At 54.0% G+C, this 24,035-nt stretch carries 19 protein-coding genes and 2 pseudogenes; 1 reads left to right on the top strand and 20 read right to left on the bottom strand.

The features are described 5' to 3' along the window. Positions 1–14: 14 nt before the first annotated feature. The 3 genes from SIK97_RS21000 to SIK97_RS20990 form a co-directional block, all read right to left on the bottom strand. Entirely contained in the window at positions 15–776 is a 762-nt protein-coding gene (locus tag SIK97_RS21000; protein ID WP_062913674.1) for a glutamine amidotransferase, read from the bottom strand. A 22-nt stretch (positions 777–798) separates the two neighbouring features. Continuing rightward, complete coding sequence (locus SIK97_RS20995) at positions 799–2,007, bottom strand: PfkB family carbohydrate kinase (protein ID WP_131077021.1); 1,209 nt, start codon at positions 2,005–2,007, stop codon at positions 799–801. A 557-nt stretch (positions 2,008–2,564) separates the two neighbouring features. Then, positions 2,565–2,816: a zinc ribbon domain-containing protein gene (locus SIK97_RS20990; RefSeq protein WP_131077022.1), complete on the bottom strand. Its 252-nt coding sequence runs from the start codon at positions 2,814–2,816 to the stop codon at positions 2,565–2,567. A gap of 323 nt (positions 2,817–3,139) precedes the next feature. Here SIK97_RS20990 and SIK97_RS20985 point away from each other — a divergent pair. After that, positions 3,140–3,724 (top strand): annotated as a pseudogene (locus SIK97_RS20985) (DUF1062 domain-containing protein); the annotation flags it as partial. Here the strand turns inward: SIK97_RS20985 and trbC are convergent. The 17 genes and pseudogenes from trbC to SIK97_RS20900 form a co-directional block, all read right to left on the bottom strand. Then, positions 3,707–5,668, bottom strand: coding sequence for an F-type conjugative transfer protein TrbC (gene trbC / locus SIK97_RS20980; protein WP_319610967.1), 1,962 nt, complete (start codon positions 5,666–5,668; stop codon positions 3,707–3,709). The pseudogene SIK97_RS20985 and the gene trbC overlap by 18 nt on opposite strands. Further along, entirely contained in the window at positions 5,661–6,491 is an 831-nt protein-coding gene (locus SIK97_RS20975) for a thioredoxin fold domain-containing protein (protein WP_319610966.1), read from the bottom strand. Before SIK97_RS20975 ends, trbC begins: the two co-directional genes overlap by 8 nt. A gap of 18 nt (positions 6,492–6,509) precedes the next feature. Beyond that, positions 6,510–7,637, bottom strand: coding sequence for a conjugal transfer protein (locus SIK97_RS20970; RefSeq protein ID WP_319610965.1), 1,128 nt, complete (start codon positions 7,635–7,637; stop codon positions 6,510–6,512). 649 nt (positions 7,638–8,286) lie between these two features. Next, positions 8,287–9,033: pseudogene (locus tag SIK97_RS20965) on the bottom strand (SAM-dependent methyltransferase); the annotation flags it as partial. A 656-nt stretch (positions 9,034–9,689) separates the two neighbouring features. Continuing rightward, positions 9,690–10,283 carry a plasmid IncI1-type surface exclusion protein ExcA gene (excA, locus tag SIK97_RS20960; RefSeq protein ID WP_142777242.1) on the bottom strand — a complete coding sequence of 198 codons (594 nt, stop codon included), beginning with the start codon at positions 10,281–10,283 and terminating at the stop codon, positions 9,690–9,692. A 108-nt stretch (positions 10,284–10,391) separates the two neighbouring features. Beyond that, entirely contained in the window at positions 10,392–12,539 is a 2,148-nt protein-coding gene (locus SIK97_RS20955; protein ID WP_319610964.1) for a DotA/TraY family protein, read from the bottom strand. 136 nt (positions 12,540–12,675) lie between these two features. Next, on the bottom strand, positions 12,676–12,771 hold the full coding sequence (dqlB, locus tag SIK97_RS20950) for a DinQ-like type I toxin DqlB (RefSeq protein ID WP_023321907.1): 96 nt from the start codon (positions 12,769–12,771) through the stop codon (positions 12,676–12,678). A 370-nt stretch (positions 12,772–13,141) separates the two neighbouring features. After that, positions 13,142–13,669: a conjugal transfer protein TraX gene (gene traX, locus SIK97_RS20945; RefSeq protein WP_062913647.1), complete on the bottom strand. Its 528-nt coding sequence runs from the start codon at positions 13,667–13,669 to the stop codon at positions 13,142–13,144. Next, positions 13,659–14,846, bottom strand: a complete 1,188-nt coding sequence (traW, locus tag SIK97_RS20940) for a conjugal transfer protein TraW (protein WP_319610963.1) — start codon at positions 14,844–14,846, stop codon at positions 13,659–13,661. Before traW ends, traX begins: the two co-directional genes overlap by 11 nt. 16 nt (positions 14,847–14,862) lie before the next feature. Beyond that, entirely contained in the window at positions 14,863–16,755 is a 1,893-nt protein-coding gene (locus tag SIK97_RS20935) for a hypothetical protein (protein WP_319610962.1), read from the bottom strand. A gap of 182 nt (positions 16,756–16,937) precedes the next feature. Then, positions 16,938–17,438 carry a lytic transglycosylase domain-containing protein gene (locus tag SIK97_RS20930; protein WP_049593983.1) on the bottom strand — a complete coding sequence of 167 codons (501 nt, stop codon included), beginning with the start codon at positions 17,436–17,438 and terminating at the stop codon, positions 16,938–16,940. 46 nt (positions 17,439–17,484) lie between these two features. After that, on the bottom strand, positions 17,485–18,075 hold the full coding sequence (locus tag SIK97_RS20925; RefSeq protein WP_077260796.1) for a type 4 pilus major pilin: 591 nt from the start codon (positions 18,073–18,075) through the stop codon (positions 17,485–17,487). A gap of 54 nt (positions 18,076–18,129) precedes the next feature. Then, positions 18,130–19,206 (bottom strand): type II secretion system F family protein, encoded by a 1,077-nt coding sequence (locus SIK97_RS20920; protein WP_049593984.1) that lies wholly within the window; start codon positions 19,204–19,206, stop codon positions 18,130–18,132. Then, a complete protein-coding gene (locus SIK97_RS20915; protein ID WP_049593985.1) occupies positions 19,199–20,719 on the bottom strand; it encodes a GspE/PulE family protein in 1,521 nt (506 codons plus the stop codon). Before SIK97_RS20915 ends, SIK97_RS20920 begins: the two co-directional genes overlap by 8 nt. Beyond that, positions 20,712–21,134 (bottom strand): type IV pilus biogenesis protein PilP, encoded by a 423-nt coding sequence (gene pilP / locus SIK97_RS20910; protein ID WP_049593986.1) that lies wholly within the window; start codon positions 21,132–21,134, stop codon positions 20,712–20,714. The genes SIK97_RS20915 and pilP overlap by 8 nt, the downstream gene beginning before the upstream one ends. Continuing rightward, positions 21,118–22,350: a type 4b pilus protein PilO2 gene (gene pilO2, locus SIK97_RS20905; RefSeq protein ID WP_049593987.1), complete on the bottom strand. Its 1,233-nt coding sequence runs from the start codon at positions 22,348–22,350 to the stop codon at positions 21,118–21,120. Before pilO2 ends, pilP begins: the two co-directional genes overlap by 17 nt. An 11-nt stretch (positions 22,351–22,361) precedes the next feature. Next, positions 22,362–24,008, bottom strand: coding sequence for a PilN family type IVB pilus formation outer membrane protein (locus SIK97_RS20900; RefSeq protein WP_053094426.1), 1,647 nt, complete (start codon positions 24,006–24,008; stop codon positions 22,362–22,364). Between the last annotated feature and the right edge of the window lie 27 nt (positions 24,009–24,035).

Below are 24,035 nucleotides of genomic sequence, written 5' to 3'. Positions count from 1 at the left end.
CTGACCCGCTATTTTTAACTGCTGGCGATATAACGCAGAATGTTTAACCACATCGGGGTGTAATATTTCCAGTTCAGAAATTCGTGGCTACCCCAGTGTGGTGAACAGTCACTCATAAAACAGGCTGTCCTGCCTTTTTCAAAACATCCATAAACAAGGAGAGGGTCGTTATTGATAGTTAATGCAACGGTTGCGTTTTCTTTTGCCACTGCTTTGTTATAGCCCAGAAACATGGGCCAGTCGGAGAAACCTAAGACTGTTTCATGCTCATGCTCAACCGGAGAGGCATACACACCAGCGGGTTTTTCGATACGATCATCGCCATCTGGCATAATTACCGGAAGAACTTCAGCTAATACAGTATTTTTATAATTTGCTTTGGCTTCAATCCCCATAAACGAAAGGTATCCACCAATCATTAATAATCCTCCGCCATTTTTGACATACTCTTTTATCATGTCCAGCGCGTCAGGTTTGATTCTGGAATGATAAAAAGTATCATTTTGCAGAAGGAACGTGTTACTGCCGATGTCGCTAATGACGATGGCATCATATTGCTCCAGTTCTGCCTGCTCTTGCGGGAAAGAAATCTGTACCTGATGAGCTGGCATATAAGTAACGGAGACGTTATTTTGGCGTAAGTTTTCCAGTAAAAATGTAGCGCCTTCTTCATATTTACTTGATGTAAAACTGTCGTATCCTTTTGAGTGAATCATATGGATATGCCATGATTCACCGATAAAAAGGATTTTTAAGGAGGAAGTATCAGCGTTCATAATCGATTCCTTTTCTGCTTGTTTAAGAAATTATCTGACGGTACTGCGTTGTTTTTATTCGATGCAGTACTGCCTCGTTATCCGGCATATCCGAGGCATTAGCCGTTTCAACGGCCAGTGATGAAAATGCGGTTGCGTAGAGTAACGCATTCTCCAGAGAGCGCCCTCTTGCAAGCTCTGATGCAAGGGCTCCATTAAATGCATCACCGGCGCCAGCTGTGTTCTTTACCACCGCAGGAAAAGCTGGAGACACAATGAACCTTTTGCCGTCATAGGCCACGGAGCCCTTTTTGCCAAGGGTAATAACGACATTTTTCACCCCTTTTTTATTTATTGCTCTTGCAGCTTCCATGGCAGATTTATCATCAGTTACAGAAATACCAGTGAGTAATCCAGCCTCGGTTTCATTAGGTGTCAGATAATCCAGTCCATCCAGTAAATGGTTAACGCCTGAGTTATAAGGAGCGGGATTTATAATGACAGGTATGTTATTTTTCTTCGCGAGTTCAACAGCTCTTACTAAAGCCTCTGTATTGGTCTCGAGCTGTAATAGTAAAATGTTAGATTCAGCTATAGCGTCTTGCTGGAGGGAAACTTCATCATGTAAAAATGTCATGTTAGCTCCAGGGAAAATAGCTATTATGTTTTCACCTGTAGACTCATCAACAAGAATGGAGGCGGTGCCTGTCTGAACCTCTTCTGATTTATAAATGACAGGTTTTTTTATGATTGATGCATTGATAAACGAACTGGCGTAATCACTAAAATGATCGGAGCCTATTTTAGTAATAAAGGTTACATTAGCATCAGCATAGCTGGCTGCAAGAGCCTGGTTACAACCTTTCCCCCCCGGAGAGAAGATTAATTTACCAGAAAGTAATGATTCCCCTGTATCTGGAAGCCTCGGAAGATAATTTATAATGTCAACATTAAATGAACCCAAAACACAAACGTTATTTATCATGACAGGAGGTCCCTTTGTTATTGTGTCGAGTGAATCCACTGATTCAAGGACATGTATGATTTCGTTTTTGGTGACGCTATCCAGAGAACTAATATCGATATAAGCACCACCATGACAGCGATGTAATAATCCTCTCTGGGAAAGCTCATTGAGATCTGAACGAATTGTTTCTTTCGTTACTTTTAAGTGTTCAGAAAGGGCACTAACACGAACAAATCCTGCTGAGCTGATCAATTTAATTATTTCATGATGGCGTTCTGTTTTCATACGTCACCTCACTGAGTTCAAATGTAATACTCCTGTTATTTAGGGCTGTGATGGTATCCGTAAAATTGTTCGCAAAACCAAAAAAAAGCAAAAAAAAGTAAAGGTTGTTCTCTTTATCCTGGCGGTTATAGACACCTCCGCTTAATTTGTTAGATAAATCAGATGAACGGGTGTTAGTTGATGTATTTGTGAAAAATAATTTATGACGTTGTTGGTTATTACCGTGGATTAAATCCGTTTTTCGGAAAAACGGAATGTATCATTCGCCGAAGTGGACGTTAAGGATGCGACTTAGGGTTACGCCTCAATGTTTTTGCAGTACATGAAAGCCGGGACTGCGTATGACAAAAATGTAGAAAAAAGCCCGCACATGGCGGGCTGCGTATCGGTATGCAGATGAAAGATGTAACTGTACTTTTCGTGAACGGGGAGGGCGCCATACACCATACAAAGTCATCATTGAGCGTATCAGCAATGGATAACTGTCTGTTGAATTCTTGTGCCAGCAGGCGAGTTCAAAGGGCTGCACCCTGCTTTTTGAACAAAGAAGATACAGGTTACTCGTCCGCTTTATGTGCCCAGGCCGGCATCGCTGTCAGGTAGCGTTTGGCCCGCTTGCGTGCTTCCATCTCACCTACCTTTTGCCAGGAGTCGAGAAAGCCAGCAAGACCTGAAACGGCTTCATCCCAGGATTTCAGGTTCCCGTCGCTGTCGCTACAGTAAGCGCAATATTTATCGCTGGCCCCCTGCGCATCAGGTGCGGACATCGGCATTCCGCAAGCCTGACAAAACTGCTCGTGCTGTGTCATAACATGTTCCTCCAGTCGTTTTATTGCCTGTTAAATATACAGAATTACTGCGCAGCGTTTAACCGATCAGATCAATAGAACCAGCCGTAGCTATCATCAATATTGACTGAAGTCATATATTTAATCGCTAGGGGTTTGATACTCTTTGCGTACCTTTTTGGTCTTCGACAGGACTGTAATGTTGGTAATCTTTTTTTAACCATCTGAAAAATATCTAAAAAATATTTTTCATACATGAACAGTTTTGGTCCGTTTTGTACGGATCTGGTTTTTGTATGGGTTAAAAAAGGTACGTTATGAAAGTCACATGGACTGTCACGCCTGTGGGGTATCAGTACATTGCCAAACGCTGCCCCTCCTGCAATGTAAAACGCGACTTCGCCCCTTCCGGCGCCATCCGGGTGAATTCGCAAAAGAAGTTGCTGGATATCTGGAGCATTTATAAATGCACGCACTGCGATTACACCTGGAATATCGCCCTGTTTTCCAGGCTGCACGTCAGCAAGATTAACCGCGAACTGCTTCAGCGCCTGAGGCAGAACGATGCTGCCATGGTTCGCTATTATGCCGCTGATATCGCGACGCTGAAGCGCAACCGCGCTGAGCTGTCGGGGCAACCTGATTTTCGTATTCAGGAGTATTGGTCGGTCAGGCTGATGGCTTGTCAGCGAATAACAGTGCGCGTTCGGGTTCTTCAGTCTTTTCGCGTCAGCCTGCTGTCGATACTGAAAAAGCAGCTCAAGCTGAGTACGGCTGATATCCGCTGGTTGGTCGCGACAGGGCAGATCAAGGGTATACCATTAAAACAGCTCAAGGCGAAAAAACTGAAGGCGTCAGAATACGATTTTCAGCTGGCGGCGGAAACGCTGTATGCGCGACGCCGGATTATGTTAACACTGCAAGGTAGATATTGTCATATGCTCCGGGGCGAAACGAACAAACGCAGTATTGCGGTACCCGCTCAGAATGCGTCGCAGATGACTGACTATTGACGGGGCTGGCCAGCATTTACGGGCACTGTGCGGCAGCATTTCCCACATCTCTGACGGGGTGGGGGCGGGCACTTCGATAAACCGGTTAATGTGCAGCGATTCGCGGGTCAGCTTATCGTGATCCGCTATATAGAGTGCAGCACCGCGTACAGGCTCGCCCTTAAACAGAGTGACAATTTCTCCAGGCCTGAGCGCCTGCAGCTCCGATAAATCAATCCGGTCATGCTCGCGAAGCTGCAACTGGTCGCTTTCACCCCAGTCGGTATCGATAACCCCCTCCCGGCGTTCGACAGCAGCCATTTCTGCCCGAAACTCCCGGCCGCCCGCTTTGCTGAAAACCTGCAGTGTTTCTTCCGGATCAACGGTCGTGCCGGCAATACGGGTGCCCATGTTGGCCAGCAGGGTACCGGTTTTCTTGCCGGCAGCCACGATCAGACGCTGCAGATCCTGACCGGCAAGGAACAACCCGTACCCCAGGGAACGTATCTGCGTGGCCAGTTCGCCGATTTTATCCGTGTAGGTGGCCCCGATTTCATCCCCGATGATGAGGAAGGGAAAACGGTCCTTAAATTTACTGATAACCAGTATGTCGCTGGCGCGACCTTCTATTTTCTCGCCGAGATCCTGGCTCAGGATCATGGCCATCTGGGCATAGTAGAGACGGCCCAGCGTGGCCGCTTCTTCTGATTCCAGCTCCAGCGCCGGGATCAGGACCACCACAATGCGGTCATTGTGGAGGCAGTCCCGGAGCTCGACGTCGCCGGCCCCCTCAGCAAAGACGTGTCCGTAGGTGTCATTGAACAGGGTCAGCATTCGTGTGAACTGCTGGATAAGATACCCGTGCTGCTGCAGGGCCTCTGGGGCCCATTCCGACGGCCGGCGGACCTGGCTGATATCGAACCCGGCCAGCAGATTCAGGTAGTTCTCCAGCGGCAGTCGGGCATCATCGTGCCAGTGCTCATCAACCGCCTGACAGTACAGCTGCGCCACCTTTTTCAGAGGCAGATATTCCACCAGGATCCGCTGGGACATGATGCGCTGCTCGCGACGGCAGAGATAGCACAGGGCCATCACCATAGCCTGTATCATCGCTTTGGCTTTTTCCTGCCAGCCGCCGTCACTGCCGCCCACCTGAGGCAGCATGGACTGCATCAGCTGGATAATGAAGGTTTCCTGCGCGATGGCGAAATTGTTGATGGTGTTGGTCTGGGGGCGACGCCGGTCGTTATCGAGCAGCGCCTGGGCCCGGCTGCGGCCGCCGGTAATGAAGTTCAGGTAGCGGACGTCATCCTCGCGGCCAAAACGTCTGGCCAGTGAACCGATGGCGAATGCCACGTCGTTCTGGGCCTTGCCATCCGTAAAGGAAAATCCTTTTCCCCAGCACAGGGCATTCAGGCAGACGCCGAGCAGAAATTCTGTTTTACCCGCGCCGGTGGTGCCGAGAAAAAGAGTGTGACGGGTCAGATCGTCCATGGAGAGCCAGAGCTCCCGGCCCGCGTCTTTCAGCCGCTGAAACCCCAGATACAGAATGCCGGCACCCGGGCTGCGTCTGATGTGTATGCCCCCAAACGGCAGCCAGGACACAAACCGGTAGCGGACAGCGATATCCGTAGAGGGATCCGGGTGGTTCAGGGTGGCGGGCATTCGCATGGGCATTCGCCAGGGATTGCCCAGCACAATCGGAACACAGAGCACCAGAAAGGGACCGGACAGCAGCCAGGTGGCAGGAAAAAACCAGCCGATACACGTCGTGATAACGATAACCAGCAGGAAAATTTCGGGCGTGAACAGCAGGCCGGAAAGCCCGTCCTGCCAGACCTCCCGGTTCACCCGCCGGGTATCGACAGCAGGTTTATTCATGTGCGTCCTCCGGCGTGATATTCGCCAGCCAGGCGGCCAGCTGTGCCGGGTCCCTGACTACCGACTGCGGGACCGCCTGTCCACGTTCATCCACAATCCAGGGGGTGCCTTCAAAACCGTACACCCGGAATGCCTGGTCATTCACGGCCACCGCACGGCGGGCCAGATCGCAGTCGCCGTCATTTTCAGGCGGGGTGATGGACGGTGTAAGCACCGAACGCCAGCGCTCAGCCCGGGATGCGTCACCGGCACACAGTGCCGTTGTGGCCAGTGCCAGCGATGACGCGCCTTTGTACACGGATACCGGGAATATTTCGACATTGACCGTTTCAGCCACCTGGCGGAGTATGGGGTCCAGCCGGCGGCATATCGCACACTGCGGGTCGGCGAACACATACAGCGTCCGGGCATGGCCGGATGACAGCGTTACGGTAAACATCTGCCGTTCTGCTGCCCGGCGAATATTGGCGGCCATCACATCAGGCTGAACAGGTACCGGGACGGGTGTGGCGGTGCGGGCTGCAGGAACGGCGGCAGACGCGGGTTCAGGCAGGCGGAGTACGGGCTGCGCAGCCGTTTGTGTGACTGTCATGGCTTTTGGCGCAGGAGTCCGGACCTGCGCAGGTGATCTCAGCTCCTGCGAGACGGAAAGCGTCAGGGCACACAGGGCCAGTATAAAGGCGAAGATACTGATGATAAGCGGGGCCGGTTTTCTGCCCGTGGCGGGCAGGGTGCAGATAATCTCCGGTGGCGCTTTATCCGTTATTTTCAGCACAGCCAGTTCGTCCCGGCTGAGGCGCAGGGCTTTATATGTGTGATCCATGAATATCTCCGGGGGAAATCAGTCGTCAGCAACCGGGCGGGCGCTGACCGGTGAAGAAGAAGGTAATTCGCCAAAGGTTTCCAGTTCGCGGGTGAGCGTACTGAGGAGGGCATCAAAGGACGGCTCCGGTCGCGGATATCCGAGTTTACGGGCAGTGATTTCTGCACGCGCAACAGCCACCACTCCGGCTCCTTCGACAAATACCGCGGTGGTGTCGGCGGTATGCAGGGCATACCAGAGCGTACGGTCGAGACCTTTCAGCCAGCGGAACGTGGACGGAGGAATATGCAGATCGCGTCCGTACAGGCCTGTCAGTGCAGTCCGGACATAGCGATGGGTGGAAAGCCACTCCTGTACGCCTGGTGCCCTGCTGACGCGGCTGAAGGCCCTGTCTGCGAGGCGCTGAACGGGATACCCTCTGTTGCCGATGAGGCACGAGCGGTTGAGGTCGTCGCGCAGCTGCACGGCCGCTTTCCTGTCCTGGCAGAATACCTGCAGGCCAAAGAGCGCGAAGAGTACCCGCTCGTGCTTTTTCAGGTCGTGCAGTGAATTGAGCGGACGACCCAGCTGTTCCCGGAAGACACGCTCAGCGGCCCCGCGCTCCAGGCTTTCATGGCGTATCAGGTGATGCTGACGGACAAATGCTTCCGGAGACAGGGCCGGTGCCTGCGCCGGGGTGGTATCGTTCAGCAGCAACTCTTTTTTATCGCCGTAACACAGCACCGGGGCGATGGCCGGCGAGTACGCGACCATCAACCGGGCCAGGTTGTGAATGTCGATAACCCGACGGGAATGGTGGCTCATTGCCGGATGACGTACACCCAGGACAAAGCCGGTGATGATAAAGGGAAGGACGTACCAGAAAATAATACCCGCAGAATGCTCCATCACCTCAAGCCATTCAGACAAACTGACCATTCTGGATTCATTGCCGGTTCGCGCCAGCAGGTTGATATGTACCGGTGCCTCTGTCAACAGAGACGGGGCAATACGCCAGGGGATAAGCCAGAGGTGATAGAGCAGGAGACAGGACGCATAGACCAGATAATCGAAAAAGAGCCAGAGCAGGACAGCGGCCATCACGACGGAAATACATATCAGGCTGCGGTTATTCTGGGATGCAATCTGTGCAGAAGGACTTTGCATAATTTCACTCCATGGGGAAAGACCCTTTAGCGAAAGGCGGACAGGATAGCGAAGGTATGGTTTAAACCTGATGGCGGAGAGGTTTATCCGAAAAAAAACCGGTCCTGAGGACCGGCTGGAAGGAAGGCATGCTACATGGTTATTATCGTTATTCGGATATGACTACGAGTTCTATCGCCAGCTGTAACATACAAAGCAGAGACGAGATGAGGACAAGCCATTTTACGGGACGCAGCTTACGTTCCGGAATGTGGATGGTGTGGAGGATGGCATGACGTTTCATTTTCTTTAAAGGCATGCTTCCTCCCTGAAAAAGAGCCGCCTGCACAGGCGGCTAAACGATGAAAATAATAAGTAAGGCATTTGTGAGCAGATCAGGTGCCACGGATCTAACATAACGATACCTGTCGTCATGGAAAAAAAGGCCACGGGTGGCCTAAGAATTTCCAGTCTGAGCTGACAGCTTCCTCCAGGAAAGCTGTTCGTTGGTTAGCCAGAACAGATTAACGGATTAAAACACCATATCCACACTAAAAAAGTGGTTGTTTAGTCTTCATTTAACAAATGCAGGCCGAATAATATACAGAAAAATAATCAACAAAGCGGGACTATCCAGTCCCGCTAATTGATAGAGTATCAGGGGAAATACTTATCGGGCCATGAGCACGAAAACACCCCAGCCCAGATATTCCCGCGTATAAGTGACGTGGTTGGCTGGCGCGGTATCAAGCATGGTGCGAATTTCGCTTGCCATTTCGTCATCCGGGTTGTTATCCAGCCAGCGCCGAAGGGTCAGCCATTTGGCTGCCTCGTACCGGTCCCATCCTTCCTGGTCGGCAAGAACCATTTCCACCACGTCATAACCATTTTCACCAAAAGAGGCTACCAGTGCCGGCAACGTCATGAAGTCGTCAATGGATGAGGCAAAGCATTTTTGGGCGACTTCATCTGATGCAGGAACCTGGCGCCAGAAGGGCTCACCAATCAGAATAAGTCCGCCTGGTTTCAGGCTTTTTTGCAGCAAATCAATCGTCCCTTTGACTCCGCCACCTATCCAGGTCGCTCCGACACAGGATGCAATATCGCATTTCTCTTCGGCGATAAATCCTGCTGCGTCGTTATGGATGAAAGTGACCTGATCGCTGATACCCAGTTCCTCTGCGCGTTGGCGCGCCTGTTCGCTGAACAACTGACTCAGGTCAACGCCAGTACCGGTGATGCCATACTCCAGTGCCCAGGTACACAGCATCTCGCCTGAGCCGCTGCCGAGGTCGAGAATGCGGGTTCCCTGCTCCATTCTCAACACCTCACCCAGGACATGCATTTTTTCGAATGTGAACGGGTTGTGGATACGGTGAGCACTTTCGCTGATAGTAAATATACGAGGGATATCCAATTCAGTCTTTCCTTTCAGAGAGATAAAGAAGAAGGCCATTCCTTCAGGCCAAACAGAAACTGATTAAAAATATAACAGGGCAGGTTAAATGAGGCCTCAACGACTGGTTTTGTAAAGCAGCATAAAAAGGAGGGGCGTCGGGAATTAGCCCGTATCAGAATCGCTTGACGGGAATTGTCAATAAACGTCAATAAGCTGATTTACACAAAGATACCGCGTTTTGCATCAATCCCGGGGCGGGTATTCAGCATGCGGCTCCCGGAACTCGTACGGATAGAGGCAAGCAGAAAAGATTCTGAGCTTTTCACCACGTTGAGCATGGACGGATTTTATTTCGGTTAAGCCGGGTGAGGATAAATGCGATAAAAAAACATCCTACCTGACGAGTGGTTTCTCAGAATCTCTTTTGGTTAGGGTGTGGCTCCGGGGTGAATAACCAGTGACAATAATCCCTCCTCAAATAAAATGAATGGGATGGCAAATAAATCCGTACATATAGAATATTACAAAGGGTTTATAAATCCTAATCTGTTGGCGGGTGATTGTGAAATTGTTAGTTGATTCACTTATAATTATACATAAAGACATAATCACTTAAGCGGAACTATTCAGCTCCGCTTATAGAAAATGGTCTCTCATCATTCTGCACCGATTTGCTAATTATACACAGGGATAAAGACTTTGTGCTCTTCTGCGATGCGTTTCGCATTGTGAGCAACATATCCCGGGAAGTAATAGCAATCGTAACGGTATTGTCTGTTGGACATGGTGTTTATGAGCGACAGTATCCTGTCACCATCGCCAGCGCGGGTTCCCATCGACAGCACGGGTGCTTCAATGGTCTTCGTTTTGATGTTCAGGAGCCGTCCATCGAGCTCGATGCCGACCCAGTTGTGCATATCAAACCCAATAAGATCAACCTGCCCGCGACGAATCAAACGTACATACACAAAGGTTCCGCGCTTAGCATCGATGCCGAGGTAAGCTTCAGAGTGGGGCTCCCAGAACTCGTACTTTGGCTCAGGCAGGAAAGACTCAGAGCTTTTAATGGCGCTGAGGATTTTACGGATTTTCTTTCTACTGGACCTTGCTAATGCATATGCAAGGATATGTGGTGATAGACCTATAATGATTATAGCTATCCCCATCATCGTTTCGGTAGTGTTTCGACTATCAATCCATACTGCTATTATTCCAATGAAGATGATTATTGGTGAGCCAAAAACTCTTAACATATAAAATAAAGTCATTGGTATGACCTCTAGAATACTCCGTTTTCTCTTAATCATGGTTTCTCCAAACGATACTGGATATTATTTTCAATATATCATAGTCTTTTTTTTGTCACTTGATCTTTGTCAGCTTATGCCATCTGCCTTTGGATCAGGATTTGATTGCTTACTTTCTATTTGTTTCGCCTTGCTAATGTTTCCTGCTCCTCTTCCGAATCCAGCAAACATACCTTTAACGGATTCAACCATTCCCCCCATGACGTTCGCGGCTTCACGCCCACCCAGAAACGAAATCACATAGTCTGGCATTGTGACCTGTAGTCCAAATAGTCTGGTTACAAGTGTTGTGCATATTCTTGCGTAGATCATTAAAATTCCAATTAAAGAAATAACGCCAGTAATAGAATCAGCTTGTACATTGGCAATGGCTGCAGCGAACAGCAGGTTTAAAATTGTGCCCACAGCAACTACTCCCAGAGAAGCAAAGAAAAAACCAAATACCATTAATGATGGCCTAATCATCATATCTATTAAGAAAACATAACCATATGCGGAACGACTACCTTTATCTGCTTCGGTACCTATATGAGTAGCTGCCCATAAAGGTCCGGCAGTGCAACCGATAAGTACACTGACAAACCAGTTTGTAACAGCTGCTATCCAGTATATAAATGGAATGAAAGGTAAAAAAATTGAGAGGCTAAATCCGATGGAAATTAAAATAAATAAAAGAAAATAAAAAGGAGACTGTATAGCCTCTAAGGCATTTTTGGCAACATCACCCGCCCCGGTCACGGTGTTGACCACACGTCCAAATAGAGTACCCGTAGCCCATGCGACGCCTATTTTTGCACCGATATAGCTGGCAAAAGCTATTTGAGCTCCTCCAAGCGTATAATCCCCAACATTTTTCATTCGCAATAGCGGATTGGTTTGATTATTGTCAGATGTTTCGTTGAATGATAAGGCAATACTATTCGCGGCACTTTCGAGTGAGCCTTGAAAGACTGTTTTTAATAGATTGTTTGGGTCACTAGAATCAACAACTGCTAAATCATCTCCGATCGCTTTCATCCCTATCGTTGGCGTGTAGGAACTATTCTGAAGCTGTTGTGTATAGGCCGCCATAACCGCGTTATAGGTATCAAGCTGACCTGAATCCCCTTTACCGTTGAATCCCGTGGTGACAGGGGATTGCTGTGCCACCGCTGCTGTCTTTTCATTTGCGGTAGCAAAAGTGTGGTACCAGGAGCCCAGTGCAACCCAGCCGTAGCTTTTTAACTGACTAATGAGTTTGCGTTGCATACTGTTCTCATTCATGTTCAGGCTGTTAATCGCCCGGTTGATGCTGTTTTCATAGGCCTCTGCAGCATTCTGGATGGCGGTTTCCGCATCCGGGAGCGATACCTCGCCTGAGATACGGTCATTGAGATAGGCGTTCACAAAATTACCTGCCGCCGTATCCAGCGTTTGTACCATCGTATCCATCGCCCGCAGCTGCGCATCCTGGATGGACGTCACATCGATGCCTGAAGCTATGTCGAATTTATTGTTCCAGCTGCTGCTTCTGGTCATGACAGGCACGCCTACGGTACCGCAGACGGAATTCCCGTTCGTAATGGTGTAGCCGCGATTGTCCTTAGAAGGCTCAATCTCCATCATCTGTTGAGTAAAGTAGTTTTCCATTTCACTCTGCCGTGCATTGATGGCATTGCGGCACAGCATGGTCTCGAAGATGGTGCGGGATGCGGTACGGGTGCTGGCTGCTGTAGGTTGTGTAATCAGTGAATAACCACTCCCGATCATCTCTGCACCCTTGTTCGTCAACAGATTGGCGCTACCAATCCCCATAATGGAGGCGGCCCAGAGCATGGTCAGTTGTGCAATGGACCAGCCGGAGCCGGTGGGTACTATGCTGATAAAGCCTGCCAGAGTCATGACCGGATACATGTAACTCCGACCGGAGCCAAATACCTGGCCCTGAGCGCCACTGGTGGTAACGTGCTTGAGCGTGATAGTCAAAAACCAGAACAGCGCGATACAGGCCAGCACACCGTTCATCAGGGCAAACAGCGCCCCCATGACCGTCATTTCCGAAGCCTGAAACGGATCGGCAACCACCTGGCCAAAAACGGCAATCAGTGCCTGTCGGGACAGGTCTTCATTATTTTTTGCCGCATCAGCGATGGTGCCATAAGTCACTGAGTCAGCACGGACGGCCGTCGTCAGGGCAAGCGCGAGCCCACCCCAGAAGAGTCTTTTAAGAAGAGTCATAGAGTTTTCCACGCGTAGAGTTGATGGAAGTAAATCGGAAAGGCGTTGTGGTTGATGACGACAGAGTGGTACAGGAGTGTGTTTTTATTAAAGGCCGGGAAGGGGGTTCCCGGCCTTAGTTACGTTTCCGGAACTATCAGTCGATGAGTTCGCGGATCAGTTCCAGGACTGCAATCAGCGCGTTTGCACACGCGATTACGGCCCGAAGAACGATGATTAACAGGTTAACCATCCGTTTCTCCAGATTAACTGGAAGAAATCACCGTTGCTTACTCATACACTGCCTGTCACAACGGATCTCTCAATGTCAGTTGAAAAGTGACTTCTTCCTGCCAGAGCACTGAACGCAGCACCACCTGTTTATTCAGCCAGGACTTTAATTCGTTCATACCCGCATGTTTACGGGGTAGGGCAGGAAAGACACTATGCAGAGCTAACAGGCCGATTATATCAGAGGTCTGTATGATGTCAGGTTGCATTTACACCCCACAGGTAATATCATCATTTTGTCAGTTGAAAAGTGACTTCTTCTGGTCAGAGCCACCAACTCAGTGCCGGAATGTATTAAAACCCGATCTCACCAGTCGGGTTTTTTTACGTCCTCAGTATCCCATCGTCTGGCGTATCCAGGCGTTCTCAGCCGTAAAATCCCTGAATGTCCCTTTTTCCGCGATACTGACGCGGCGGCTCAGCAGCTGCCAGCGCCGGAACGTGGCCTCCATCGCTTTGACAAAGCTCAGCAACGTCAGCGAGAGGAGTACAAAAAGAAATGATACGGACCGCAGGACCTCAAACGCACTCAGCGTCGTCCAGGACCCAATGACCAGCGTCAACAGCACGAGGCTGACCAGCAGGCTTCCCCACATGACGGCACGCCACAGCCACTGACTGTGGCGATAACGCCGGGCCAGCGCCGCCTCCGTGTAGCCCGAGGCCGCGAGGGCCTCCGCCCAGCTCAGGTCAGCCTGTTCTTTCGCCTGCTGATGAAAAACTTCCCGGGTACGCCGGAGAGTCATGAGGAGGGGTTTCGGTGCCGTCATCACGATACGTGCAATGTCGCGTACCGGAAACAGCAAGTTGATAACGTTCACGGCAATCTGGGCTGTCTTACGCGCTTTTTTATTTCCCACGGGAACCCCCTGCATTCATGCGTTCTTCAAGCGCGGCCATCTGAGGCCGGTATTTCTGCTCAGCGAGCAGCGCAAGTGACTGCCCCTCAATGACGGAGAGCCTGATCAGCTGGTTTCTCATCCCCAGCGCCAGCCAGTTCGACAGGTTCTGGGTGCGGATAAGCTCCCGAATCAGGTTGTCGCCGTCCATTTCCTGCAGGTCGGTCAGATAGGCGGTATTGGCATAGCGGCGTCCCACTTCAAAGGCCTCAAATTCCCGTTCACTCATCATGCCGGTCCGTCTGGCTTCGCTGCTTGTGGTCTCGTCGTAATATTTTCTGGCCGCTTCTGACTGCAGGGTTTCACTCAGGACATCCCGGGTGCTGGTATTGGGTTTACTGGCCGCAATGAGCGAGAGCTGGGGCTCAGCGGCAGCATCAGTAATCCCCTGATATTCCGTAAAGACCCCCTGGTATTCCTGGCCCGCAGCGGTTTTCAGGTCCATTTTCTCGGGCGAGCGACCCGCAGAACGGCGCGCGGTATTTTTCATATACGCCAGGGCAGCGTCGATTTGCTCATCACTGAACGTCAGATCCGGCCGTTTACCTGTTTCGCCGGAGCCGTCATACAGGGTGGTGACCTGCCGGTCCCCACCGGGATGCCGGGAGACAGCAGGGCAAAAGGGCGTTCCCCCAATCGAACTGAACTCTTCTTCCGTACAGTAACCTGCATGGGTTGACGCGGCACGGACAGCATCCTCTCCGGGTGTCCGGGTTTGTCCCGTCAGGGCGCCGCCAGCTGCCGCCCGGACGCTTCTGAGAGACGAGGCTGTCGCGCGGGACGTGCCTGCCACCTGCGCAGCCGCGCCCGAGGCCGATTCGGAACAGATGCTTTCAGGCACAGTGAAGCTTTTCCGGGCGTCCTCAAGGCGTTCGGTCTGCCGGGCCAGGATGTCCATTTCTCGCTGGGTTTTAAAGCCCTCGCTGACGACGGAGGCGACCTGTTCATTACCATTGACCACGGCGGTGCCCAGTTGTATCTGCGTGGCCAGAATGTCCGCCAGGGTGGCTTCAATGGTCCCCAACGCCGGCATGATTTGGGTGGTGACGGGGGCGCTGCCAGTGACATAAACACTGTAGGCATGGGCGCTGGCCGACAGGCACAGCGAAACGCCCAGTAATGAGAGACGTATTTTCACAGGATCCTCCGGGGAGTCAGAAAAAGGGGGGCAGTACAAAGGAGAAAGAGGCCGGTAACGTCACAGCGCATACTGCCTGATACTGCGCGGACTGCGCTTCGTGGGTGCGCCCGGCACGGAAAAGGATATCCCGGATATCGTACCAGGGAGCGGTAGCGAACCATTCGCTGTCATATTTCATCAGCAGCCCGGTTTCCTCCAGTGCCCGGTCCACATCCTCCAGAACGCCGGCCGTGTAGAGCCGGGGCTGGGTTTCTGCGGTCGCCCGGTAGGCCTCATCGGTGATGCGGTTCAGGATCTGGCGGGTATCACGGGCGTTCGGCGCCTCGCCCGTTGTCGGGTCAATACACAGGGCATAGAGCAGGTTCAGCAGCCACTCTTTCTCCGGTATCACGGGTTTGCGGGCGCCGAGCTGTACATCAAACGGGTTCCGGCAGAAGTCTTCATGGTTCTGCAGGATGATCCCCACGGCTTCGTCCTTGCGGTGTGCCGGCAACGCATCCCTGATCATCTGTATCAGGCCCTGCGCGGAAAAGCCTTTATCCACGATGCCAATAAAGGGCAGGGCCGTCTGGGCCGAGGTGATGGTGATTTCATTCAGGACGTTCAGCAGCACGGATTTGCCAAACCCGGAGTCACCGGTGATGAGCGTGGTGTGTTTGTTCTGCTTTGACGTGCCCAGACGTACCGGACAGAGTTTACCGTCCAGCGTGATGAAGGGGATATTTCCGTCCCCGGCCCAGGGCGTTGCCGCGCGGTTTAACGGCAGCATCCCCAGCACTTCACTCAGGGGGGGATACAGCAGATTCGGTCCGCTGGCAGCAGAGGCAGCCAGAATGGTCGAGGTCCAGACCCGATACGGATCGCCGGTCTGGGATGTCATCTCGCAGACGCCCCATGACTGAAAGGCTTTCTGCAGCAGCGTCAGGTTACGGTTCACCTCTTCTTCCGACCGCCCCCAGGTACTGGTGGTGATGGTGGAGACGGTAACGGGATCCTGGCGGTCAGCCTGCTCCAGCCGGCAGACACAGTCCCAGACAGGGCGCAGGGCCGGGAAGACGGCGAGAAAGGTCAGGGCAGTCTTTGTCATGCCCAGCTTTCTCATCCCTCCGGGCGCAATATCGGTGCGTATTCTGAACGGGAGTCCGCGGGGAATATGGGATAACAGGCGAGTGAAACTCTGGCGCTGCTGCGGGCCGGTGACCATGGAAAGGGAGCCATGCCAGGTCTGTCCGACCCGGACCAGATTTCCCTTTGTCTCCGGCGCTTCGCTCATCAGCTGGTAATTGAGCCAGGGGGCCAGAAATGGTGTGTGGTCGTCCCCCTTACGGTCTCCGTGAGGTGTAATGTGATCATCCGGCAGAAGGGGATACCACTCCGGGGACGTGCCCTCCCGGTCAACCTGTGCGCGGATATCGTGCCCGGCTTCATGCGCATCGAGCAGGCGGATCATGAGTCCCCGGCCACTGTTGAACAGCGTGTGTTCCAGCATTTCGAGGAAGGCATCATGGCGTATTTTCAGACTGACCAGAGAAGACAGGGTCGGGATCTGGCCAAAACGTGCCGGGGGGATCTGTTTATTCATCGCGACAATGCGGGCCTGTTCATCCCTGATTTCTGCAGAGGACAGTGAGGCGCGGGACGTCCAGATAACCAGCCAGCAACGTTCCCGGGCGATCCAGGGGGCTAGCTTGCGGGATTTTTCGTCCAGTACGTCGCGAATGTTCAGGCCCAGACGACGAATGCTCTGGTACTGGGGGGCAAGAAGGTGGTCGATTTCTGCCTGGCCCTGAGCCGGATCCCGTTCATACACCATACTGATTTTATGTCCCGGGCGGCCAAACTCGGCATTCAGGGCGGTGGCAAGGGTATCGACCCAGGTTTCGAGAGACTGCTCCAGTCCATCCACGTCTTCATCAAATTCCGTACCCGGCCATAAAGCAGAGCGATCCTGTCACCAGAAAACACAGCATCCAGCCGGTCGCGACAGGTAGTGTCCTCCTGTGCAGGAGGCGATGCTTCTCCTGGGCACCCAGGTACGCCAGGCCGGTCAGTCCTCCGGTCAGACAGCAGGCAAGCAATATGACAATACTAATCAGCATGGCGGCCTCCGGGGGACAGGGATATACCCCGTTCATCCAGCATCAGTCTGCGATAATGTTTATATACCCGGCTGGCGTATGCCTCGCGGATAGCATCGTTTCGGTCCTTAAACCCGGCGTTGTAACTGCCCAGGCAGTTCCAGCTAACCCGGCAGGTCTGAAAATGTCGCGCCAGGATCCATGCTCCGGTCTGGACGTTCAGACAGGGATTACCCAGCAGATCCTGATGGCTCCTGATAATGCCGGCAGAGCGCAGCCCGGCGATATGGGTGGAGTTAATCTGCATCACGCCGTAATCGCTGCTGAGGATTTTTCCGGTTTTTTTATCCCGGTTATGGTTGATGGCTCTGGCATTCAGCTGGCTCTCTACGGTCGCTATCGCCCGTAGCAGGAGAGGGTCAATGCTGTAGCGGGCTCCGGCCGCCTCAAAACAGAAGGCCGCCGATTTTGCGCTGGAGAGAAGTAACAGCAGAGACAGAAGCACTTTCATAAGACAGTCTCCGGAATACGGGAGGCTGACGCCTCCCGGAACAGGATCAGCGTACGGAAGTGAACGCCAGGGTGTTGTCGTCTTCGTCAGAGCAGTAGCCAGTGATATCCGCAATGGAATCATCTTTATCCACCACGGAACCGTTGACAGTGATACCGGCGATAGCCCCTGTCCGGCTTAACTGATTGGCAATATTCACACAGGCGGATTCCGGAACCTTTTCGTACGTCAGGGTAAAGGCCAGATTCTCGTTAGAAACCGTTGCGCCGGAACTGCCGGTACCGGTAGCCACCTTGACCTCACCGCCCCACGTGTTGTTCAGCGTCCCTCCGGACATGTCGTAGCTCATGGCGCTCGGCACGCCACCGGCGCGGTACAGTGCATCGATGCTGACGTCGACATAACCGTTACGGGTTTTGAGCATGGAACTGGTGTTGGTCATCAGGCTCTGGATATTGGTGAGCTCTGTGCCGGAGGCGGAGCTTTTTGAAAAGGAATAATAGAACCCCAGGAGTACGGCCAGGATAACAATTATCGCCACCACGGTGATGGAAGCATCCAGGGAGTTCACTCCACGTGCGGGTTGACGCCGGACAGACTGGACAGACTGGAGAGAAAGAGCAGAAGAAGTTTGCATAGAGACTCCGGTTATGAGTGAAAGAAAAACTACGGGTGTAACAAGGAGTGCGACTCAGGCCGGGAGGCTGAGAAGGGACTGCAGCGTCTCGATGGCCAGTGCCATGGTGATGATGAACATCAGCATGGTCAGCAGGCAGAAGGCCTTAATCAGCAGGGTAATGAGCGCCACCTGACGGGCGGCTTCACCAATCCACCACTCACCAAATCGCGCCAGTGCCTCCGCGGCCCCATCGCCAATAACCAGCAACCGGATATGCGCGATCGCATCCTCCGACGGGAAACCGTAGCCGGTCCGGCTCAGGGCCTCTCCGAAGGAGGCTCCTCCGGCCAGTTCGCGGCGCGTGGCGGCGATTCGCTGCTGCAGCCACGGACTGGCAAATCCCTGCAGGATCAGCAGTGACTCTGCCTGGTTGACCTGGGCTTTCATGAGCGAACCCATGTTGGTGAGGAACGCGGCCCCCTGTAGTGTCCGGTAAACGGACCAGGGCGGGAGTTTGTCCAGGATACGGCGGCCTCCGGCGGTATAGTCAGGCAGAGACCAGGCGATGAGCGCCATAACAGCAAAACCGCTCAGCAGGATCAGTAGCCCGTAGGTGTTGACCACTTGTGACAGCCCGTGCATGAATGCCAGTGGACCGGTCAGGCGTGATTCCGGAACGATTTTCAGCAGAACCGGCATCACTTCACTGCTGAACGTGCCGACAATGCCGGCCATCAGGGCCAGGAAAAACAGCGGATAAGCGATGCACTGCAGGGTAGCCGAACGAATGACGGCGAATGTCCGTGCCGTGACAATAGCCTGCTCAAGAGAGGACTCCAGGGCCCCGGTACGGAGTCCGGTATGTAACAGGGCGGCTTCATTACTGGGTAACCAGCGCCTCAGCACATCTTCGATACGGTGTCCCGGACGGTTATCTGCCAGGGCAGCCAGTGCTTCGCTGGCCAGTTGCGTGTGGGCGTTGGAACGGGTTCCCCCCTTTGAATAGACTTCCCGGATATTCTCCAGCGCCGTATCCACACCACGCCGGTTGCGAAGCTGGAGCAGCAGAATTTCATAGAGCTGTACCCTGGCCTGGGCGAGAAACAATTGTCTCTGGAACCAGACCTGTACCTGCAGGACGTTAATCATCTGCCACCTCCCCGTACAATCGGCCGTCCTCATTGAGCGGGCAGATATCGTCGGCTATCAGTGGGTCAATCATGCCCTGCGCCACCCGGCGGCGCATGTGTTCACAGCGCGTGATGCCGCCCCTGGCTTTCCAGTACAACCGTGCGGCCAGTACACCATTTGTCAGCCATGTTTCCATCAGTCCGCGATCGGTAGGGACTATCTCTGCAATGACCGTCCGGCCCTGCAGACCGTGGCTGATTTCCTGCCCCATGACCTTTTTACGGCAGACCGGGCAGCCGTCGGGATTACGGAAATGGACGTGTGTCACGTCGACCCAATTTCGGATATAAGCCTGCTGTTTTTCGGTGATGTGGTTTTGCGTGACGGCTTCCGTCCAGGGGATCCGACACGCTGTACAAAGCACCGGGGCCAGCCGCTGGGAAATCAGAGAGACAAATAATCCCGGGTCGGCCAGCAGCGCGGGAGGATGCCCGTAAATCTGCAGACGGGTGAGAATACTGAGCGGGTCTGTTGTGTGGAAGGTTGTCAGTACCCAGTGTCCTGACAGGGCTGCGCTGATCCCGGCCAGGGAGGAGGCATAGTCCCTCAGTTCACCAATCAGCAGTGCATCCGGATCCAGACGCATGGATGACTGTATGCCCGTCTGCCACGCCCGCATGGTGTCGTCCTGGGAGGATTTATCCGCGATAACCGGCGTCTGTATTCCACCCGCAATACGCCCTTCAGGCGGATCTTCAATGGTTATCAGATTACGTCTTCCCTGGGTGCGCTGAATAAACCGGGCACTCAGGCAGCGCAGGGTCGTGGACTTGCCCGAACCGGTAGGTCCGGACAGCGCGTTAACGCCTTCCGGCCGCCGCTCCAGTTCCTCGATCAGGTTAATCTGCTCAGGCAAAAATCCCAGCGCATCGAGCGTCGGGGCAGCGTCACCATCGTCCGGAATGGTTCGCATGACAATCAGCAGTCCTCCCACCTTGGGACGGTGGCTGTACCGCGCGCCAAACAGGCCTGCCTGACGCAGAAATGTTGATTTCAGCCGCGCATCCTGTTCACGGGTTTCAACCAGGTGCGGCTCAGACGCATCACACATCGTGCCGTAAATCGTGGTGGCCATGGTCATAATTTCCCTCGCAGGGGGTTCGGAGACGGTGTACAGCTCCCCGTTGACGCGCATGCGGATCAGGCCAGAATTGCCCTCAGTAATGAGATGAATATCTGAAGCACCGACCTCGCAGGCCTGACGAAACAGACGGATCACCTTGTCCTGGGTCTCCGACTGTCCCTCTGTCGCCGCCGGATTACCTGAAAAGGCGGCCAGCTCCGTTCGCCCGGCAAACGTCACGTCCACCTCCGGGTGACTACGGCACAGTGTTTCCACCCACGCCTGAACAGCAGCGTCCGTTTTCTGTTCGCGGTCAACCAGCACCACGGGAGGAGACGCATGATCATCAATGACCACGGCGTCGGCTATGGCTGCCGGTACCGGAGGGAGCACCGGTATGTCATTCATGGTGGATCTCCTGACCGGGAACAATCACAGTGCCGTCACTCAGTGTGACGCCTTTCAGGGTGATACTTTTTACCGTGAGACGGCTCCCCGGCCACGGATTGCCGTTACGTAACTCATGAGTCAGCCCGTTGCGCTGCAGCTCAGCCGTCAGCACCCCCTCTTTCCCGTGAATACCGGTCAGCATGCTGACAGGGGCTGATGGAGAGGCGGGCGTGGCGCCCCGGGGCAGAACAGAGAGCGGCTGAGCCGGCTCATTGTGTTTTGCCATTTCCGCCAGCATACGCGCACCTTTCAGGCGCGCTTCCAGCAGCAGGTTGTTTTCCTGAACACTTTCCAGCTCGCCCACCGTGGCGGAATGGCCGGCGAAAGAGGCTGCCAGCAGAAGCAGTCCGGAGAGGTTATTTTTCATCTTCATGGGGGGGCTCCTTTATGGCAAAAATCTGTCCGCTTGTTTTCCAGGTGATGGAGGTGGCCGCGCTCAGACTGAACGCAATATCCGTGATGCGTATCCCTTTCTGTAACGGAAACCAGCGATCCGGTGCCCGTGGCGAGGTGACGGAAAATGACCAGGACTGCCAGCCCTGGATATAACGGATAACTTCGCCGTCAATGGTCTGTGAAGGACGTCGGAGTGGAGGATCGGCTTTCAGCTGAAGCGTGACGTTGCGCGCCTGGAGACTGGATATAAACGGCGTGAGCTGTTCGGTCTGATTCCCCGGACGTTCATCCGTCATTTCTCCTGCAGGGATGGGCCAGCGAATTTCTCCGCTCTGGCCATCATCACTGGTCATCACAACCGGTGGGGGAGTCAGGGCAAGTGCACTTTCTCTGAAACGGGTAAGCGTACTGCCGGCCTGGAAATGATATTCCGCGCGAATACCGTCTCCCCGGCATTCCCCACCTTTCAGCGTCCAGCCGGAAAGAGTAAGGGGAAGATTTCTGACGGCCGTCAGGCACTCGCCGAGCAGATATTGTGGTGTCGACAGGGTTGCCCAGGGGTGGGGAAGGGCAACACGGCGCATCCCGGTTTTTTTCGGGGCCTGTTTACGGGCCTGGGCGGCCAGACGCTGCGCTTCCCGGCGCTGTACCCCCTGCCAGTAATCCCAGGCATACCAGATCGCCACGGCAGCCAGTCCGACGAGAAGACACCGGCGGACACGCTGCCCAGGAATAAACAACCGGGCGGCGGCAGGGAGGCGGGGGGGCAGCAGGGCGGTAATGTCTGCGGGTGCCGCCTCTGTCCCGGTTTCCTGCCATCCGGAGACAGGGGCGTCGTGAAACGCCAGAAAACGATCGCGCGCCCTGATACAGGTGACACTGTCACCGGTTATATCTCCCTGCAGGGCGGGCATACCGTCCACGGCGGCCAGAAACAGCCACCGTTCATCCGGTAATTTAATCAGGGCATATCCGTTCTGGCCCAGGGCCGGGAGGGCGGCAACGGCGACAGACCAGGCGCGTTCCCGGCCTTCTCCCACGCCGGCGTACTGCATCTCTCCCTGACGAACCAGCACACATGGATTTCGTCGGCCGGTCAGCGCGCGTAACTGACGGCCCGGACGTCCTCCGGTCAGCACGGACCAGGAGAGACCCGCCGCCAGACGGTATTTTCCGACAGTAAAATAGTGCATAGGGCCTCCTGTCAGGACAGAACCGGCGTGATGAGAATGACCAGTGTTGCGCGCTGGTCAGAAACGCCGCGTCCACCACCGAACAACCAGTTCTTCGGTGTGAACGTTCCTTCACGCGTGTCCTGGGCGGCAGTGGACTCATAGCCGGAAAGAATGAGTGTTTGCCCGGATTTCATGTTGACCCGCTGCGCCAGGGAACGAAGCTTGGTGTAGGGCATTTCAATCGAGGTGTTTCCATCTGAGGAGGTCACCGTACGGATGGTCGGGCTGTCAGAAAGGTTAAAACTGAACTGCAACTGGATATCGCCGTTATCCCGAACGTACGGCATCATCGTCATGTTAAAGCCGGTGGTGATACTTCCCGGCGTCAGCTCTGTGGAGCTGTAGGAGTCTGAGGTGGTGGTTTTGGTGGAGGCCAGATAGACCGTCTGGTCAGCCACCTGAACTGGAACCGGCACCATATTGGTGGTGGTGCTGGTCTGGGTCGTCACGACGGCCAGATTACCCTGCTCCGCAAGGGCTTTGATAAAGACCTCAGAACCGCGCCAGCGGGCCGCTCGTCCGGTGGCCGAGTCGAGAATACTCATACCGGCACTGGACGCGGTGCTGCTGCCGGAGGCAAAGCTGCCGGTCAGAGAGGCACCAATGCCGGTCACCGAGTTATAGACCGCTTTCCAGTCCAGCCCCAGCTCGTTCGCTTTCTTCGCGGTCACACTGTAAACCTCCACCTTCAGGGTGACCTGCCGGTTAAGGCGGCTGTTCTCGGTCTCGATATAATGGCGTACGCGGGCGAGCACCTCCGGGGTGTCAGTGACGGTCAGCGTACTGCTGGCCGTGCTCAGATAGTAACGACCGCTGTCTGGTGTCAGCATAGTTTCCACGGCTTTACGCAAGTCGTCATAGAGTTCAGATGCCAGACGTACCGTGGTTTTCTGGGAGGTATCCTGATTGCCGGACAGGGAGTTGCTGTTCGAGCCTCCGCCGGAAACACCGGCACTGGCGGACGTCCCCCCGGTCACGCTGGCATCCATGGACGTACTGGCATTTAACACCGCTATCTGAAAGGTTTCGGTTGTCTGGCTGAAAAACGTTATCTGGCCCCCTTCATGGCGCCAGTGCATCCCGGAGCGGGTGGACAGCGTATCCAGCAGCCCGCCCAGTGGCCCCTGCCAGCTCAGGGGCCCGATATCCGGCGAGGTGACCGCGATTAACCGGGAGGAGGGCATGGCGCCGGCCGTGGCCAGTGGCGTCCGGCCACTGGCATCCGGAAGCGGGAGCGAACCGTTTAACTGGCGGGTCTCACCGTGGGCTGACAGCCCGGCGGGGGGCTGGATCGTCACCGGCAGGCCACAGGATGCGGTAATACGTTGCGCGGCGGCCGACAGCGTGAGGGGAACAGCAGATACCAGCGTGATGCTGCAGGCCGGGACGCTTCTGGTTTTTTCACTGACGGTCAGGGGGTGTGGATTGACCCACTGGCTGTCAAGCCACGTCACCGGAGGTGCTTCTGCCACCTGGTGGGTTTGCAGCGCGGTATCGCTCTGGCGGGTGATGCCGGCGGCCTCCTGACTGATGTCGTCATACATGGCAGAACAGCCGGCGAGCGACAAAAGGGATGTCATCAGCCAGACCGCGCCGGATCGGAACGGTAATTTCATAGGGGAAACTCCGGGGGAAGTTAATTC

It is taken from the genome of Klebsiella sp. JN_Kp126 (genome assembly GCF_033843325.1).
Lineage (GTDB): Bacteria > Pseudomonadota > Gammaproteobacteria > Enterobacterales > Enterobacteriaceae > Klebsiella > Klebsiella michiganensis.
Note: the sequence above shows the minus strand (reverse complement) of the source record. Positions and strands in the feature narration are given on the sequence as shown.